At 56.5% G+C, this 16,483-nt stretch carries 16 protein-coding genes; 8 read left to right on the forward strand and 8 right to left on the reverse strand.

What is annotated here, in order from left to right; genetic code table 11:
* Positions 1-71: 71 nt before the first annotated feature.
* The gene (gene gmhB, locus OXR04_RS07890; RefSeq protein WP_009091953.1) at positions 72-632 is read right to left on the reverse strand and encodes a D-glycero-beta-D-manno-heptose 1,7-bisphosphate 7-phosphatase; all 561 of its coding nucleotides are present in this window, start codon (positions 630-632) and stop codon (positions 72-74) included.
* Positions 633-821: 189 nt separating this feature from the next.
* Between gmhB and metN the strand changes: the two genes are divergently transcribed.
* The 6 genes from metN (at position 822) to proS (ending at position 6,382) form a co-directional block, all read left to right on the forward strand.
* Positions 822-1,853, forward strand: a complete 1,032-nt coding sequence (metN, locus tag OXR04_RS07895) for a methionine ABC transporter ATP-binding protein MetN (protein ID WP_111208494.1) — start codon at positions 822-824, stop codon at positions 1,851-1,853.
* Complete coding sequence (locus OXR04_RS07900; protein WP_009091958.1) at positions 1,846-2,499, forward strand: methionine ABC transporter permease MetI; 654 nt, start codon at positions 1,846-1,848, stop codon at positions 2,497-2,499. The genes metN and OXR04_RS07900 overlap by 8 nt, the downstream gene beginning before the upstream one ends.
* Before the next feature lie 31 nt (positions 2,500-2,530).
* The gene (locus tag OXR04_RS07905) at positions 2,531-3,346 is read left to right on the forward strand and encodes a MetQ/NlpA family lipoprotein (RefSeq protein ID WP_009091959.1); all 816 of its coding nucleotides are present in this window, start codon (positions 2,531-2,533) and stop codon (positions 3,344-3,346) included.
* A gap of 128 nt (positions 3,347-3,474) precedes the next feature.
* A complete protein-coding gene (gene rcsF, locus OXR04_RS07910; RefSeq protein ID WP_009091960.1) occupies positions 3,475-3,873 on the forward strand; it encodes an Rcs stress response system protein RcsF in 399 nt (132 codons plus the stop codon).
* Positions 3,870-4,574 (forward strand): tRNA (N6-threonylcarbamoyladenosine(37)-N6)-methyltransferase TrmO, encoded by a 705-nt coding sequence (gene tsaA / locus OXR04_RS07915; RefSeq protein WP_267395072.1) that lies wholly within the window; start codon positions 3,870-3,872, stop codon positions 4,572-4,574. The genes rcsF and tsaA overlap by 4 nt, the downstream gene beginning before the upstream one ends.
* Before the next feature lie 89 nt (positions 4,575-4,663).
* A complete protein-coding gene (gene proS / locus OXR04_RS07920) occupies positions 4,664-6,382 on the forward strand; it encodes a proline--tRNA ligase (RefSeq protein WP_058958062.1) in 1,719 nt (572 codons plus the stop codon).
* Between the two features lie 80 nt (positions 6,383-6,462).
* Here the strand turns inward: proS and arfB are convergent, their stop codons facing one another.
* Positions 6,463-6,873 carry an alternative ribosome rescue aminoacyl-tRNA hydrolase ArfB gene (gene arfB, locus OXR04_RS07925; RefSeq protein ID WP_009091963.1) on the reverse strand — a complete coding sequence of 137 codons (411 nt, stop codon included), beginning with the start codon at positions 6,871-6,873 and terminating at the stop codon, positions 6,463-6,465.
* A gap of 217 nt (positions 6,874-7,090) precedes the next feature.
* Between arfB and OXR04_RS07930 the strand changes: the two genes are divergently transcribed.
* Both OXR04_RS07930 and rof read left to right on the forward strand, forming a co-directional pair.
* Positions 7,091-7,288 carry a YaeP family protein gene (locus OXR04_RS07930; protein WP_009091964.1) on the forward strand — a complete coding sequence of 66 codons (198 nt, stop codon included), beginning with the start codon at positions 7,091-7,093 and terminating at the stop codon, positions 7,286-7,288.
* Positions 7,278-7,538, forward strand: a complete 261-nt coding sequence (gene rof / locus OXR04_RS07935) for a Rho-binding antiterminator (RefSeq protein ID WP_009091965.1) — start codon at positions 7,278-7,280, stop codon at positions 7,536-7,538. Before OXR04_RS07930 ends, rof begins: the two co-directional genes overlap by 11 nt.
* Before the next feature lie 40 nt (positions 7,539-7,578).
* On the opposite strand, the gene OXR04_RS07940 is transcribed toward rof, so the two are convergent.
* From OXR04_RS07940 to dnaE, 6 genes are all read right to left on the reverse strand, one after another.
* Positions 7,579-7,887, reverse strand: a complete 309-nt coding sequence (locus OXR04_RS07940; protein ID WP_046101267.1) for a cytochrome c — start codon at positions 7,885-7,887, stop codon at positions 7,579-7,581.
* On the reverse strand, positions 7,884-9,203 hold the full coding sequence (gene tilS / locus OXR04_RS07945) for a tRNA lysidine(34) synthetase TilS (RefSeq protein WP_267395079.1): 1,320 nt from the start codon (positions 9,201-9,203) through the stop codon (positions 7,884-7,886). Before tilS ends, OXR04_RS07940 begins: the two co-directional genes overlap by 4 nt.
* Before the next feature lie 52 nt (positions 9,204-9,255).
* Positions 9,256-9,645 (reverse strand): VOC family protein, encoded by a 390-nt coding sequence (locus OXR04_RS07950; protein ID WP_267369838.1) that lies wholly within the window; start codon positions 9,643-9,645, stop codon positions 9,256-9,258.
* A 66-nt stretch (positions 9,646-9,711) separates the two neighbouring features.
* Positions 9,712-11,862, reverse strand: coding sequence for a lysine decarboxylase LdcC (locus OXR04_RS07955; protein ID WP_046101264.1), 2,151 nt, complete (start codon positions 11,860-11,862; stop codon positions 9,712-9,714).
* A gap of 168 nt (positions 11,863-12,030) precedes the next feature.
* The gene (gene accA / locus OXR04_RS07960) at positions 12,031-12,987 is read right to left on the reverse strand and encodes an acetyl-CoA carboxylase carboxyl transferase subunit alpha (RefSeq protein WP_009091971.1); all 957 of its coding nucleotides are present in this window, start codon (positions 12,985-12,987) and stop codon (positions 12,031-12,033) included.
* A gap of 12 nt (positions 12,988-12,999) precedes the next feature.
* A complete protein-coding gene (dnaE, locus tag OXR04_RS07965) occupies positions 13,000-16,482 on the reverse strand; it encodes a DNA polymerase III subunit alpha (protein ID WP_267369837.1) in 3,483 nt (1,160 codons plus the stop codon).
* Position 16,483 lies beyond the last annotated feature (1 nt).

A 16,483-nucleotide genomic window follows, 5' to 3' on the forward strand; every position in this document is an offset into this window, starting at 1 on the left:
CGGTTCAGATAGCGCAAGTGCAAATTAAGACTTTTTTTCCGTTCGTCTGAAATTTGCACAAAAGCGCCCTTTTATGCCTGTTTAATGCGCGCTGGCAGTGCGGCCAGGCTATCGATGACCCAGTCAGCGGCGGCTTCCCCTTCAGCGGTCACCGGTTTACCGCTACGCACCAGGACTTTGGTACCGACACCGGCAGCCTGCCCTGCCAGCATATCCTCCAGCTTGTCACCCACCATATAAGAAGCTGCCATATCAATATTCAGCTCTTGCTGAGCCATCACGAGCATACCCGGCTGAGGTTTACGGCAGTCGCACGCCTGACGATACTCTGCAACGGCGGCATCGGGGTGGTGCGGGCAGAAATAGATGCCGTCCAGATCAACGTCGCGATCGGCCAGCGACCAGTCCATCCATTCGGTGAGCTGCATAAAGGTGTCTTCAGTAAACATACCGCGCGCGATGCCAGACTGATTGGTCACGACCACCAGCGCATACCCCATCGCCTTTAGTTGCTGCAGCGCTTCAATGGTGCCGTCAATAAACTGAAAGTTATCGATCTCATGGACATAGCCATTATCGACATTAAGGGTGCCATCACGATCAAGAAAAATAGCGGGGACTTTATTCGCCACGTAGAAACTCCTGCTGTAAAAATTGCCGATCAGTATCGCATGATTGCTGTGAAAGGGAGAATGTCAGATTGAATCACTTCCATTGATTCAGACGTCTGGATGCCTTACCATCCATCCAGCTTTTACCCTTAATAAAAGCAACGAGGCTTCCCACACCACGGACAACGCAACACGATAATAAATAACCTAATGATTAAACTCGAAAATATCACCAAAGTGTTCCAGCAGGGTACGCGCACCATTTCGGCGTTGAAGGACGTCAGCCTGCACGTGCCTGCCGGACAGATTTATGGCGTTATCGGTGCTTCCGGTGCCGGTAAAAGTACGCTGATTCGGTGCGTTAACCTGCTGGAACGTCCGACATCAGGCCGTGTGCTGGTCGACGGTGCTGACCTGACCGCACTCAGCGAGCGTCAGTTGACTCAGGCCCGTCGTCAGATTGGCATGATCTTCCAGCACTTCAACCTGATGACCTCCCGGACCGTCGCGGGTAATGTCTCCCTGCCGCTGGAGCTGGGAAATCTCTCCCGTGAACAGATCAACGCTCGCGTGACGGAACTGCTGGAACTGGTGGGATTAGCCGATAAGCACGATGCCTGGCCTGCGAACCTGTCGGGTGGACAGAAGCAGCGCGTTGCGATTGCCCGTGCGCTGGCCAGCAATCCAAAAGTGCTGCTGTGTGATGAAGCCACCAGCGCTCTGGACCCGGCGACAACCCGTTCTATTCTGGAGCTGCTGAAGGACATTAACCGCCGGCTTGGCCTGACGATTCTGCTCATCACTCATGAAATGGATGTGGTGAAGCGTATCTGCGACCAGGTGGCTGTCATCAGTCAGGGTGAGCTGATCGAGAAAGATAGCGTCAGTGAGGTTTTCTCGCATCCTAAGACGCCGCTGGCTCAGCAGTTCATTCAGTCTACCCTGCATCTGGATATCCCGGATGATTATCAGCAGCGCCTGTCAGCCACTGCCGCTGAGAACAGCGTGCCCTTGCTGCGACTGGAATTTACCGGCAAATCGGTTGATGCGCCGCTGCTTTCCGAAGCCGCACGGCGTTATAACGTGAATAACAACATTATCAGTGCGCAGATGGATTACGCCGGCGGCGTGAAGTTCGGCATTATGCTGGCCGAAATGCACGGCACTGAAAGCGATACCCGCGAGGCGATAGCCTGGCTGCAGGAGAATCATGTGAAAGTAGAGGTGCTGGGTTATGTCTGAAGCGATGATGTGGTTGCTGGGACGGGGCGTGTGGGAAACGCTGATGATGACCTTTGTCTCCGGCTTTTTTGGTTTTGTACTGGGTCTGCCAGTCGGCGTTCTGCTTTATGTCACCCGTCCGGGACAGATTCTGCAGAACCAGGGGCTCTATCGCGTGCTCTCCGCGCTGGTGAATATCTTCCGCTCCATTCCGTTCATTATCTTACTGGTCTGGATGATTCCTTTTACCCGCGTGATCGTCGGCACCTCCATCGGACTGCAGGCGGCAATCGTCCCGCTGACCGTTGGCGCCGCCCCCTTTATCGCCCGTATGGTGGAAAATGCCCTGCTGGAACTGCCTACCGGCCTGATTGAAGCGTCACGTGCCATGGGTGCCACGCCGATGCAGATCGTTCGCAAGGTGCTGCTGCCGGAAGCGATGCCGGGTCTGGTAAACGCAGCGACGATCACCCTGATTACCCTGGTAGGTTACTCTGCCATGGGTGGCGCGGTCGGTGCCGGTGGTCTGGGCCAGATCGGTTATCAGTATGGTTATATCGGATATAACGCCACCGTGATGAATACGGTATTGGTGTTGTTAGTGGTTTTGGTGTATCTCATTCAGTTCTGTGGCGACCGCATCGTACGTGCTGTGTCCCATAAGTAAGCCAGCAATATCACATTATTAAGGAAAGGATATGTCTTTCAAATTCAAAAAAATTGCCGCTGTGGGTGCACTGATTGGCGCGATTGCGCTGGCAGGATGCGATCAAAAAGAGAAAGATGCGAACCACATCAAAGTAGGCGTGATTGTCGGCGCTGAACAGCAGGTTGCTGAAGCCGCGCAGAAAGTCGCGAAAGAGAAGTATGGTCTGGACGTTGAGCTGGTCACCTTCAACGATTACGTTCTGCCGAATGAGGCACTGAGTAAAGGCGATATCGACGTTAACGCCTTCCAGCACAAACCTTATCTGGATCAGCAGATCAAAGATCGCGGCTACAAACTGGTTTCCGTCGGCAACTCTTTCGTTTACCCGATTGCGGGCTACTCGAAAAAGATCAAATCGCTGGATGAGTTGCAGGATGGCGCTCAGATCGCGATTCCAAACGATCCGACAAACCTGGGACGTTCGCTGCTGCTGCTGCAGAAAGCCGGCCTGATTAAACTGAAAGAGGGCACAGGGCTGCTGCCAACCTCGCTGGATATCACTGAGAATCCAAAGCATCTGAAAATTGTTGAGCTGGAAGCGCCACAGCTGCCCCGCTCACTGGACGATCAGCAGATCGCCCTGGCGGTCATCAATACCACCTATGCCAGCCAGATCGGCCTGACCCCGACTAAAGATGGGATTTTCGTCGAAGATAAAGATTCACCTTATGTGAACCTGATTGTCGCGCGCGAAGATAACAAAGATGCGGAAAACGTGAAGAAGTTCGTTCAGGCTTACCAGTCTGACGAAGTTAACGAAGCCGCCAACAAAGTCTTTAACGGCGGTGCAGTTAAAGGCTGGTAAGTCAGCCGACATTCTCCCCAGGGGCGGCGCTATGCCGCCCTTTCTTTTACGGCCTGCCCTGCCCGACTTGTTATTTATTCCTGTCCTTGTTTCAATAACGCCACTTTTGGAAACCTGAGGATGTTGCCATGCGTTTTTTACCGCTCGGCTTGTTAGCATTGATGCTGACAGGGTGCGTTCATGAGTATCACCCGATAACCAGCGCACCGTCCAGGCCGCAGCACTCCACTGAACCGACCCGCAAACCCGCTGCCCGCCCCGCACCGGTTAAGCTCTACACGGATGCCGCCGATCTGGTCAGCAAACCGTTCCGCGATCTGGGTGAAGTCTCTGCTGAAGATTGCCAGATCAGCAATCAGAACTCGCCCGCTAACATCGCCACGGCCCGTAAACGTCTGCAGATCCGGGCGTCACAGATGAAAGCCAATGCGGTGCTGCTGCACAAGTGTGAAATCGTGACGGGTACGCCAGGGTGCTACCGTCAGGCAGTGTGTCAGGGCTCGGCATTAAAAGTCAGCAATCAATGAGTGAATTCACCTTTGCGCAGATTGGGGTCATCCGCTCGCCGTGGAAAGAGAAGTTTGCCGTGCCGCGCCAGCCAGGCCTGGTGCAGGATGGCGGCGGAGAACTGCACCTGCTGCCCCCGTACAATCAGCCGGAAGCGGTTCGCGGACTGGAAGCGTTCAGTCACCTCTGGCTGCTGTTTGTCTTTCATCAGACGATGGCAGGCGGCTGGCGTCCCACGGTTCGCCCTCCCCGACTGGGCGGCAATGCGCGCATGGGTGTCTTTGCAACCCGTTCAACGTTTCGTCCCAACCCGATTGGCATGTCGCTGGTCGAGCTGAAAGAGATCAGGCTTGAGAAGCAGCAGGTGATCCTGCAGCTTGGCAGTCTGGATCTGGTCGATGGCACCCCCATCGTGGATATCAAACCCTATCTGCCTTTTGCCGAAGCGCTGCCCGAAGCCCGGGCGGGATTTGCCCAGGCAGCACCGGCGGCCACGATGCCGGTGCGCTTCTCCGCGCTGGCGCAGGCGCAGCTGCAACAGCATGCCCGCTATCCCCATCTGGCGCGTTTTATCCGTGACGTGCTGGCGCAGGATCCCCGTCCCGCTTACCGTCAGGGCCAGGCAGAGGAGCGGGAATATGCGGCCTGGCTGATGGATTTTAATGTACGCTGGCGCATTGACGATGCCGGGACAGAAGTGATCGCTATCGACCCGCGTTAAAACCCGCTTTTGAGCCAGTGATCTCACTGGTACACTAGCCGCCAGCAAATTTCTGTCTGTGACTTTCCGATCAACTGGAACCGTAATCAATGCGTACTACTCAATATCTGCTCTCTACTCAGAAAGAGACGCCTTCCGACGCCGAAGTGATCAGCCACCAGCTGATGCTGCGCGCCGGTATGATCCGCAAACTGGCTTCTGGCTTGTACACCTGGTTGCCGACCGGGGTTCGCGTGCTGAAAAAAGTCGAAAACATCGTGCGCGAAGAGATGAACAACGCGGGTGCGGTTGAGATTTTAATGCCGGTCGTGCAGCCTGCCGACCTGTGGCAGGAGAGCGGTCGCTGGGAGGAGTATGGCCCGGAGCTGTTACGTATTGCCGACCGCCACGAACGTCCGTTTGTGCTGGGCCCGACGCATGAAGAGGTGGTCACCGACCTGATCCGTAATGAGCTGAGCTCTTATAAGCAGCTGCCACTGAACCTCTATCAGATCCAGACCAAATTCCGTGACGAAGTGCGTCCGCGCTTTGGCGTGATGCGTTCGCGCGAATTCACCATGAAAGATGCCTACTCTTTCCACGTGTCGCAGGAATCGCTGCAGGAAACCTATGATGCGATGTACCGCGCCTACAGCCAGATCTTCAGCCGTATGGGCCTGGATTTCCGTGCCGTACAGGCCGACACCGGCTCTATTGGTGGCAGTGCATCACACGAGTTCCAGGTGCTGGCCCAGAGCGGTGAAGACGATGTGATCTTCTCAACCGATTCTGATTACGCCGCCAACATCGAGCTGGCCGAAGCCGTCGCACCAGCCGGTGAACGCGCTGCGCCGTCGCAGGCGATGCAGCTGGTTGAGACGCCAGACGCAAAAACCATCGCCGAGCTGGTTGAGCAATTTGATGTGCCGGTTGAGAAAACCGTGAAAACGCTGATTGTTAAAGGTGCGGAAGAGAGCGGTCATGCGCTGGTTGCCCTGCTGGTCCGTGGCGATCATCAGCTGAACGAAATCAAAGCAGAAAAGTCAGCTATCGTGGCATCACCGCTGGTCTTCGCGACTGAAGAAGAGATTCGCGCGGCAGTGGGTGCAGGTCCGGGTTCAATCGGGCCGGTCGGCCTGCAAATGCCGATCATCGCAGACCGTACCGTCGCGAAGATGAGTGACTTCAGCGCCGGTGCTAACGTCGATGGTAAGCACTACTTCGGCATTAACTGGGAGCGCGATCTGCCGCTGGCCACCGTTGCGGATATCCGTAACGTGGTTGAAGGCGATCTGAGCCCGGATGGCAAAGGCACACTGCAGATTAAGCGCGGCATCGAAGTGGGTCACATTTTCCAGCTCGGCACGAAATATTCGGACGCGCTGAAAGCCTCTGTTCAGGGCGAAGATGGCCGCAACCAGATAATGAGCATGGGCTGCTACGGTATCGGCATCACCCGTGTTGTCGCCGCGGCGATCGAGCAGAACCATGACGAGCGCGGCATCATCTGGCCGGCGGCACTGGCTCCATTTGAGGTCGCGATTCTGCCCATGAATATGCAGAAATCCTTCCGGGTGAAAGAGCTGGCGGAAGAGCTGTATGCCACACTGCGCGCGAAAGGCGTCGACGTGATTCTGGATGACCGTAAAGAGCGTCCGGGCGTGATGTTCGCTGATATGGAACTGATCGGTGTGCCACACACCATCGTCATTGGCGATCGCAATCTCGATAATCAGGAGATTGAGTACAAATCACGTCGTGCCGGTGAGAAGCAGATGATTAAGCAGGATGAGATCGTCGATTTCCTGCTGAAGGCGCTGAATAAGTAAGTTCTCAGCGCGGGCTGGATCTCTTCGCGGCTCGCCCCTGAAGCCATAAGCACTCAAACGCCCCGCCTGCGGGGCGTTTTTTATTGCACTCTGCCGCGCATCGCTTTGGTACTGCTGCGGCGCGCTTTTCCTTCCAGTCGTCGCTCTTTTGACGCGCGGGTCGGCCGCGTGGCGCGACGCACTTTTTCGACCGTGCTCAGTTCGCGGATCAGATTGAGCAGCCGTTGCAGCGCGGCTTCGCGATTCATCTCCTGACTGCGGTACTCCTGCGCCTTGATCACCACGACGCCTTCAGCAGTGATCAGATGATGGCTGGCGGTAAGCAGCCGCTCTTTATAGAAGGCCGGCAGTGAAGAGGCGGCAATGTCAAAACGCAGATGGATAGCCGTGCTGGCTTTATTGACATGTTGCCCACCCGCTCCCTGAGCGCGTATCGCCGTCAGCTCAATCTCACTGTCCGGGATCTCAACCGAACGGGACAGCATAATCATCGCTCTCCTCTCCCCTGCTTCATGACCTTTACCTCTGATAACCTGTTCATCAACTTAACCTTTTGTGCGAGCCCGCGTTGCGCGGCAGCCAGCGGAATCTGTCACTTTAGCAGTGTTTTACGTGCTGTTCCTGCTTTACGCAGGCTGATTTCCTGTAAATGGCTATGGTATAGTCGCCAGTTAATCAGAGTATCTACGCTCTGCCGAGGAGGATCATGTGCAAAATTATTGTGAGTTAGTTCGCCGCAAATATGCCGAAATCGGTAGCGGAGATTTAGGTTACATACCGGATGCGATTGGCTGCGCATTGAAGGCACTTGATGATATTGCCGCAAATAGTGAGCTAAACTCTTCTGTCAGGGAACAGGCGGCCTACGCCGCTGCTAACTTATTGGTGAGCGACTATGTTGATTAATGAAGCGTACCACCCCATCAATTGCGATGATTACGATAATCTGGAACTCGCCTGTCAGAAAAACTGGATGCTGTCACTGGACATGAAAGATGGCGAGCAGCTGAAGGCAAAGGCGAAAGAGATTTTTTCACGTAAGAACGTGGAATATCTGGCTATCGATCTCTCTGGTGAACATCGCGAGTTACGTCTCGACCACATCGCCAGCTTTACCCATCCCGAGCTGGGCACGGTGGTTGTCAGCGCAGAGTAATTCACTCCTTCCGGGCGGGACATCCCCGCCCCTGTCACACTCAGGGCTGCAGCGAACTGTAATACGCCGCCAGATCCGCCATATCGTCATCACTTAATCCCGCAACAAACGCCTTCATGACCTCAGCCTGACCGCCACTGCGCTCGCCCTTTTTATAAGCCTGCAGCGCATGTTCAAGATACGGGGCGTGCTGCCCGGCCAGACTGGGATAAAGCGGCACGGTCGCTTTGCCTTCCGCGCCGTGACAGGCCATACAGCTGCCCGCTTTCTCTGCGCCACGCTGCGCATCGCCAGCGGCCCAGGCCGGTAATACAGCGGCCATCAGGGCGCCGATCAGCCACGTTTTCATTGTTCAGCTCCTGTGCAGGTGGCCCTGTCCCAGACAATCTGCCAGCCCTGCTCATCGCATGCCACACCCTCCCGGGTGATAAAGAGATCCGGAACACAGACCAGCGTCTGATTATAAAAAATTAGCGGCAGCCGCTCGCGCTGCCATGGAGGAATATGCAGTGCCTGCCAGAGCTTCTTCATCTCCCGTCCCCCTTCCCGCCCCACCAGATGCACCTGGCCCTGCGCGTGAAATCGCACGCTGACCTGCTCATCAGGCTGCGGATGGCGCAACAGGCTCTGCGTCTGGCTGGCACGCAGCGTGCCGAGGCTTTGCGGCAGCGTCAGCGGCTGGCAGCGATCGGGCCACGTCAGCACCGTGTCGCGCAGCGAACTGCGCACCGGCAGCCAGTAGAGCTGCTGCCGGTATCGCCGCAGTTCCGCCTGACCGAATCGCAGACGAGGCTGCGCATCCTCACGACTCGCCATCACCTCATTGCGGATGCGCTGCAGCGCGTCGCGGGAGGGCATCGCTCCGCCCTGCCCGGCGATCCAGCGACGCAGTAAGGCGTTAGCGCGCGGCTCACTCATCGTCATCAGCGGCGGAAAGTGCAGACTGCCATCCGGCTGGACGCGCTCAGCCAGCTCTCCGGCGAGAAGTTCATCCAGCAGCTGCTCCTGCTCACTGCACAGGGCTGCGCTTCGGGCGGTCGCCTCGGCAAAGTGGGGCCAGCGCTGAGAGAGTTCAGGCAGCAGCCGCTGACGCAGAAAGTTACGGTCGTAGCGCAGATCCTGATTACTCTCGTCTTCGATCCACACCAGCTGATGGGCATGAGCATAGGCTTCAAGCGACTGTCGTGACTGATTAAGCAGAGGACGTAACAGCCGATGGGAACCCAGCCTGCGCACTTCGGGCATGGCCGCCAGCCCGGCCGGACCGCTGCCGCGCTTCAGCGCCAGCATAAAGGTTTCACACTGATCGTCGAGATGCTGCGCCGTCAGTAGCTGTTCGTCCGGCTGCAGCGCCGCGCCCAGCGCCTGATAACGGGCGGTGCGAGCCGCCGCTTCAATGCCCTTTTCACTGCCGTCAACGGTGACGTGCAGCACGTCACACGTCAGCTGCCACTGTTCGCATATCGCCTGGCAGTGGGCCGCCCAGCGGTCAGCATTCGGGCTGAGTCCGTGGTGAACATGCAGCGCCCGCAGACGCGACTGAGGATGCTGCTGCTGCCAGTCGCGAAGCTGATGCAGCAGCACGGTGGAGTCAAGTCCGCCGCTGAACGCGACCACCAGGGCAGCGTCCGGTTGCAGCAGTAAGTCAAAAGCGGGCAAAGACATCGCAGAATCCAGAATATCGGGCCACTCAATGTCGCCCGCCGAGCGCGCTAGTTTACGCCTGATAGAGCTCCAGCGGCAAACCATCCGGGTCGGCAAAGAAAGTACAGGCTTTACCGGTGAGTTCATCAATCCGAATCGGCTCGCAGATCACACCTTTCTCAGCCAGCGTCGCCACCGCGGCGGCCACATCCGGCACGGTAAAGGCCAGATGGCGCAGGCCGCACGCCTCGGGATGACTGACCCGTGCAGGGGGTTCGGGAAAAGAGAAAAGCTCAATGGTATAGCGATCCCCTAACGCGAGATCGCCTTTCCAGGAGTCGCGCACTTCGCGGTAAACTTCGCCCATCAGTCGAAAGCCCAGCACATCGCAATAGAAGGCTTTGCTGCGCGGATAGTCAGAGGCGATGATGGCGATGTGGTGAATAGCGTTTAACTGCAACATGTTGAATATCCTGATTCGGGCAGGATGCCTGAGTCAGGCATCCTGCCGCTGATAAAATTTAAAAATTTATGCCGGGTCGTTTTTCAGCACGCGCACACGGTATTCGCCCTCTTCCGTCAGACTGGCACCGTGAATGTCGGTTTCAAACCCCGGATAGTGCCGGCCAATACTGCACAGCATCAGCAGGAAATCGAGCACCGCGCGACTCTTCTCTGTGATCATCTCTCCCGGCATCACCAGGGGAACGCCCGGCGGATAGGGCAGGATCATGTTGGCCGAAACCCGACCGACCAGCTCACTGATATCCACCGTTTCGATGTTGCCCTTCACCTGCTGCTGAAACGCCTGATGCGGTGTCATCTTCATTTCAGGCAGCACGTCGAATGCCTGCAGCATCAGACGCGGCAGATCGTGATGGCGGATCAGCTGATGGATCCCCTGTGCCAGGGTCTGAATGCGCATATTGCGATAGAAGTCGGGATCCTCTGCGTAGAGATCCGGCAGCATGTTTTTCACCCGCAGATTCAGATCGTAGGCGCGTTTAAATTCGGTCAGCCCGCGCAGCACGCTCATCGCCTTGGTTTTATCGATGCCGATACTGAACAGGAACAGCAAATTATAGGGGCCGGTTTTCTCCACCACGATGCCGCGCTCATCCAGAAACTTCGCCACCAGCGCCGCCGGGATCCCCTCTTCCGCCATCTCCCCCAGCTCGCTCATGCCCGGCGTCAGGATTGTCACCTTGATCGGATCAAGATACATGTGATCGCGATCGGCCTGCGTGAATCCATGCCACGCTTCGTCGCCCGGCTGGATCGGCCAGCACTGCGCTTCGTCAACCTGTTCCGGCTGCCAGATGTCAAAGAACCAGCTGTCAGACTCTTCACGCAGCCGCTGGATCTCACGGCGGAAATGAAGCGCGCGTTCGACCGAGCGATTGATCAAACGCTTACCCGGATTGCCGCGCAGCATGGCGGCAGCGGTTTCAATAGAGGAGACGATGGCGTAGTTAGGCGAGGTGGTGGTGTGCATCATGTAGGCTTCGTTAAACGTCTGCTCGTCGTAGTCGCCTTTAATGTGGATCATGGATGCCTGAGAGAACGCCGCCAGCAGTTTATGGGTCGACTGCGTTTCATAGACCACCTTGCCCGGAATGCGGTCTCCGCTCATGCCGCTTTTGCCCGCATAAATCGGGTGGAAATTGGTGTAAGGCACCCAGGCGGAGTCGAAATGAATCGACGGCACAGCCAGCGTCTCTTTGATGTACTGGGTGTTGTAGAGCAGCCCGTCATAGGTGGAGTTAGTAATGACCGCATGCACCGGCCAGGTGGCTCTGTCAGTCGATGCCACTTTATGCGCTATCGCGTCGCGGGTGAACTCCTGCTTCGGGATGCCGCCAAGGATCCCCAGCGCATTGCGGGTCGGCTTCAGCCAGATCGGGATCAGATCGCTCATCATCAGCAGATGGGTCAGCGATTTGTGGCAGTTGCGATCGATCAGCACGGTGCTGCCCGCCGGAGCGGCATACATCCCGACAATTTTATTTGAGGTCGAGGTGCCGTTGGTCACCATATAACTCTGCTCAGCGCCGAAGGTGCGCGCGATATACTCTTCCGCTTCCAGGTGCGGCCCGGTGTGGTCAAGCAGCGAACCCAGCTCGGTCACCGAAATCGAGATGTCTGATTTCAGGGTGTTAGCCCCGAAGAAATCGTAGAATAGACAGCCGACCGGGCTCTTCTGAAACGCGGTGCCCGCCATATGGCCCGGCGTGCAGAAGGTGTACTTGCCCTCTTTCACATAGGTGAACAGCGCTTTGGTCAGCGGCGGCGTGATGTGGTCAAGATAGTCATCCGTATATTGCCGGATGTGCAGCGCGATATCCTCGGCGGCATTCAGCGCATACTCAAAAAAGTGCAGCGGCATACGCATCTCATTGATGCTGATATCCATCTGCGAGTGGGTATTGATAAAGGCATACAGAGGCAGGTATTCGTTTAGCTGATTAATCTCTCCGCACAGTTCGGGGCTGTTGTGCGCATCCCAGTCGAAGATAACGCCGCTGATACGCGGGTTGTGTTCGATCAGTTTCAGCAGATCGTCACTGTTTTTCGGGTAAAGCAGCTGGAAGCCCTGCAGATTTAACGCCGCGTCGAGTTCGCGTAACGGTTCATCTTTGTAAAACACGCCGTGCGCGCCCATGATCGCCAGAATATTCAATGCCTGTCTCCCTGATTGTGGTGGAACCGGTCAAGCATAACCGCTAACCCCCATAAGGTGTAGCGAGGCGGTGCCAGGAGGAAACTGAAAGCGGCGAGTGAGCGTGTTGAGGGAAAGTGCAGGCATAAAAAAAGCGGACCGGAGTCCGCTTTTATGGAAGTGCACTTATCAGGCGTAGCCGTAGCTCATCAGGCGCTGATAACGACGGTCCAGCAGCTCTTCAGTGCTTAACCCATCGAGTTCGGCCAGATCGGCCAGCAGCTGCTGCTTCAGAGACTGCGCCATGTCGACCGGACGGCGATGCGCGCCACCCAGCGGCTCCGGGATTACGGAGTCAATCAGCTTCAGCTCTTTCAGACGGTGAGCGGTAATGCCCATCGCTTCCGCAGCCAGCGGCGCTTTATCTGCACTTTTCCACAGAATAGAGGCACAGCCTTCCGGCGAGATAACGGAATAGGTGCTGTACTGCAGCATATTCACTTTATCGCCCACGCCGATGGCCAGTGCACCACCTGAACCGCCTTCACCGATGACCGTACAGATGACCGGTACTTTCAGGCCAGACATTTCACGCAGGTTGCGCGCAATCGCTTCAGACTGCCCGCGCTCTTCCGCGCCCACACCCGGATAAGCACCCGGGGTGTCGATGAAGGTGATGACAGGCATTTTGAAGCGCTCAGCCATCTCCATCAGGCGCAGCGCTTTGCGATAGCCTTCCGGTGCTGGCATGCCGAAGTTACGGCGAATTTTCTCTTTGGTTTCACGGCCTTTCTGGTGCCCGATGATCATCACCGGACGTCCGTCCAGACGCGCAATACCGCCAACAATCGCTTTGTCATCCGCATAAGCACGGTCGCCCGCCAGCTCATCGAAATCGTCGAACGCGTTGCGGACGTAGTCAAAGGTATAAGGACGCAAAGGATGGCGCGCCAGTTGAGCGATCTGCCATGCGCCTAAATCGGCGAAGATTTTACGGGTCAGCTCAACGCTCTTCTCGCGCAGGCGCTGAACTTCTTCATCCAGATTAACGTGTTTATCATCCTGACGACCAATTGAAGTCAGCGAATCAATCTTCGCTTCGAGTTCTGCAATTGGCTGTTCAAAATCCAGGTAATTAAGACTCATAATGTTCCTGTTCTAGTCAAACTCCAGTTCCACCTGCTCCGATCCGATCAACGAGCGCAGATCGTTAAGTAAACGATCGCTGGGCGAAATTCGCCACGCTGCCCCAAAGCGCAGCTTCGCTCGCGCGTCGGCTCTCTGATAGTAGAGATGCACCGGAATCGTCCCTGATCGATGAGGTTCCAGGGACTGACGGAGTCGGTTTAATAGCTGGTCATCAATTTGCCTGTCCGTCAGCGAGATAGCAAGTCCGCGCGCGTATTTTTCGCGAGCTTCGTCGATGTCCATAACTTCACGAGCGGTCATTTTAAGGCCACCACTGAAGTCATCAAAGCTGACCTGTCCACTGACGATCAGGATTCGGTCTTTCTCCAGCAGCTGCTGGTATTTATCTAACGCATCGGTAAATAACATCACCTCAAGACGACCAGAACGATCGTCCAGAGTACAGATACCAATTCGGTTGCCGCGTTTGGTGACCATTACCCGTGCAGCGATCACCAGACCGGCCGCCACGGTAATTTTCCCCCGGTCGGTTGGATGCATATCTTTCAGCCGCACCCCGCCAACGTAACGCTCAATTTCTTTCAGATACTGATTAATCGGATGCCCGGTCAGGTAGAGCCCCAGGGTTTCCCGTTCGCCATCCAGCTGCACCTGCTCCGGCCATCGCGTGACGCTGGCGTACGATTTCTCCACCTGCTCCGGCTCTTCCGCCAGCACGCCAAACATATCTGCCTGGCCAATCGCCTCCGCCTTCGCATGCTGATCGGCCGCTTTTAACGCGTCACCGAGCGCACTCATCAGCGCGGCGCGATGCGGCCCCAGGCGATCGAAGGCCCCGGACATGATCAGTTTTTCCATCACCCGACGGTTGATCTTTTTGGTGTCGGTTCGGGCGCAGAGGTCAAACAGCTCGCGGAAGTAACCGCCTTCGTTTCGGGCGTCAATGATCGCTTCGATCGGGCCTTCACCGACCCCTTTTATCGCACCGATACCGTAAACAATTTCACCTGCGTCATTCACATGGAAGGGATAGAGACCGGAGTTGATATCGGGCGGCAGCACCTTCAGTCCCATCCGCCAGCACTCATCGACCAGGCCTACCACCTTCTCGGTGTTATCCATATCGGCGGTCATTACCGCGGCCATAAACTCTGCCGGATAGTGCGCTTTCAGCCACAGCGTCTGGTAAGAGACCAGTGCATAAGCCGCAGAGTGTGACTTGTTAAAGCCATAGCCTGCAAATTTTTCTACCAGATCGAAGATCTTCATCGACAGTTCGCCGTCGATGCCCATGCTTTCTGCACCGTCACGGAAAACGGAACGCTGCTTGGCCATCTCTTCCGGTTTCTTTTTCCCCATGGCGCGACGCAGCATATCTGCGCCACCCAGGGTATACCCGGAGAGGACCTGGGCGATCTGCATCACCTGTTCCTGATAGAGAATGATGCCGTATGTCGGCTCCAGCACTGGTTTCAGGCTTTCATGCTGCCACTGGATATCGGGATAGGAGATCGCTTCACGACCATGCTTACGGTCGATGAAGTTATCCACCATGCCGGACTGCAGCGGCCCCGGACGGAACAGCGCCACCAGTGCGATCATATCTTCAAAGCAGTCGGGCTTCAGACGCTTAATCAGATCCTTCATGCCGCGCGATTCAAGCTGGAATACCGCGGTCGTTTCCGAGCGCTGCAGCATATCGAAGCTTTTCTTGTCATCCAGCGGGATAGAGGCGATGTCGATCGGCTCCAGCCCCTGCTTTTCCCGGCGCGGGTTGATCATCTTCAGCGCCCAGTCGATGATGGTCAGCGTTCTCAGCCCCAGGAAGTCGAACTTCACCAGGCCGGCATATTCCACATCATTTTTATCGAACTGGGTCACCGGGAACTGGCCGTGCTCATCGCAGTAGAGCGGCGCAAAATCGGTGATCTTCGTTGGCGCGATGACCACGCCACCGGCATGTTTACCGGCGTTACGCGTGACCCCTTCCAGCTTATGCGCCATGTCGATCAGCGCTTTGACCTCTTCATCCGCCTCATACATGGCCGGCAGCTGCGGTTCAGCAATAAAGGCTTTTTCCAGCGTCATGCCGGGATCGGGCGGGATCAGTTTGGAAATGCGGTCCACGAAACCGTAGGGATGACCCAGCACGCGGCCAACGTCACGGATAACCGCTTTCGCCGCCATGGTGCCGAAAGTGATGATCTGTGAAACCGCTTCGCGCCCGTACATGTCCGCGACGTGTTCAATCACCTGGTCACGCTTCTCCATGCAGAAATCGACGTCAAAGTCGGGCATTGAGACACGTTCCGGGTTCAGGAAACGTTCGAACAGCAGGTCAAACTCCAGCGGATCGATATCGGTAATTTTCAGCGCATAGGCTACCAGCGAGCCGGCACCGGAACCACGACCCGGCCCGACCGGCACGCCATTATCCTTGGACCACTGGATGAACTCCATCACGATCAGGAAGTAGCCCGGAAAGCCCATCTGGTTGATCACGTTGAGTTCAACCTCCAGACGCTCATCATATTCCGGGCGTTTCTGCAGCCGCTCAGCTTCGTCCGGGAACAGGAACACCAGACGCTCTTCCAGCCCCTCGCGGGATTTCGCGACCAGATAATCTTCCGTGGTCATATCACCGGTCGGGAACTGCGGCAGGAAGTATTCGCCCAGCCGGACCGTGACGTTACAACGCTTAGCAATTTCTACGCTGTTTTCCAGCGCTTCCGGGATGTCCGAGAAAAGCTCGCACATCTCCGCTTCGCTGCGCATATATTGCTGAGGACTGTAGTTGCGCGGACGCTTGGGGTCATCCAGCGTATAGCCGTCATGGATGGCCACGCGGATTTCATGCGCGTCGAAATCCTCTTCATTGATAAAGCAGACTTCGTTGGTCGCGACCACCGGAATGCCTTCGGCAATCGCCAGCTCCACCGCCGCGTGCAGGTAGCTCTCTTCATCCGGACGGCCGGTGCGAATCAGTTCCAGATAGTATCTGTCAGGGAAATGCTGCTGATAAAAAGAGAGGCACTGTGAAACCAGCGCGCTGTTACCGCGCAGCAGGCTGCGGCCGACATCTCCGCGGCGTCCGCCTGACAGCAGGATTAACCCTTCCTGCAATTCCATCAGCCAGTCGCGATCAATAATCGGCCCGTCCACGCCATAGCCACGCTGATAGGCGCGGGAGATCAGCAGCGTCAGGTTCTGATAGCCGGTATTGTTCGCCGCCAGCACGGTCAGCTGCGTGAGTTCATCCCCCATCAGCTCGCTGGCGACCTTAAAATCGGCACCAATAACCGGTTTTATCCCTGCGCCGTGCGCCCCGCCGTAGAATTTCACCAGGCCACACAGGTTAGTGAAGTCGGTGATCGCAATCGCGGGCATGCCGAGCGCAGCCGCCTTTTTGATCAGCGGCCCGGTTTTCGCCAGGCCATCAACCATCGAATAGTCACTGTGGACGCGCAGATGTATAAAACGGGGTTCAGCCATA

This window comes from Pantoea sp. GM_Pan_3 (assembly GCF_026541045.1).
Lineage (GTDB): Bacteria > Pseudomonadota > Gammaproteobacteria > Enterobacterales > Enterobacteriaceae > Pantoea > Pantoea anthophila.

Bases quoted from the DNA above. Each gene is read 5' to 3' on its own strand.
- metN (WP_111208494.1), top strand. From the start codon at position 822: ATGATTAAACTCGAAAATATCACCAAAGTGTTCCAGCAGGGTACGCGC.
- OXR04_RS07900 (WP_009091958.1), top strand. From the start codon at position 1,846: ATGTCTGAAGCGATGATGTGGTTGCTGGGACGGGGCGTGTGGGAAACG.
- OXR04_RS07905 (WP_009091959.1), top strand. From the start codon at position 2,531: ATGTCTTTCAAATTCAAAAAAATTGCCGCTGTGGGTGCACTGATTGGC.
- rcsF (WP_009091960.1), top strand. From the start codon at position 3,475: ATGCGTTTTTTACCGCTCGGCTTGTTAGCATTGATGCTGACAGGGTGC.
- tsaA (WP_267395072.1), top strand. From the start codon at position 3,870: ATGAGTGAATTCACCTTTGCGCAGATTGGGGTCATCCGCTCGCCGTGG.
- proS (WP_058958062.1), top strand. From the start codon at position 4,664: ATGCGTACTACTCAATATCTGCTCTCTACTCAGAAAGAGACGCCTTCC.
- arfB (WP_009091963.1), bottom strand. From the start codon at position 6,873: ATGATTATGCTGTCCCGTTCGGTTGAGATCCCGGACAGTGAGATTGAG.
- rof (WP_009091965.1), top strand. From the start codon at position 7,278: ATGTTGATTAATGAAGCGTACCACCCCATCAATTGCGATGATTACGAT.
- OXR04_RS07940 (WP_046101267.1), bottom strand. From the start codon at position 7,887: ATGAAAACGTGGCTGATCGGCGCCCTGATGGCCGCTGTATTACCGGCC.
- tilS (WP_267395079.1), bottom strand. From the start codon at position 9,203: ATGTCTTTGCCCGCTTTTGACTTACTGCTGCAACCGGACGCTGCCCTG.
- OXR04_RS07950 (WP_267369838.1), bottom strand. From the start codon at position 9,645: ATGTTGCAGTTAAACGCTATTCACCACATCGCCATCATCGCCTCTGAC.
- accA (WP_009091971.1), bottom strand. From the start codon at position 12,987: ATGAGTCTTAATTACCTGGATTTTGAACAGCCAATTGCAGAACTCGAA.
- dnaE (WP_267369837.1), bottom strand. From the start codon at position 16,482: ATGGCTGAACCCCGTTTTATACATCTGCGCGTCCACAGTGACTATTCG.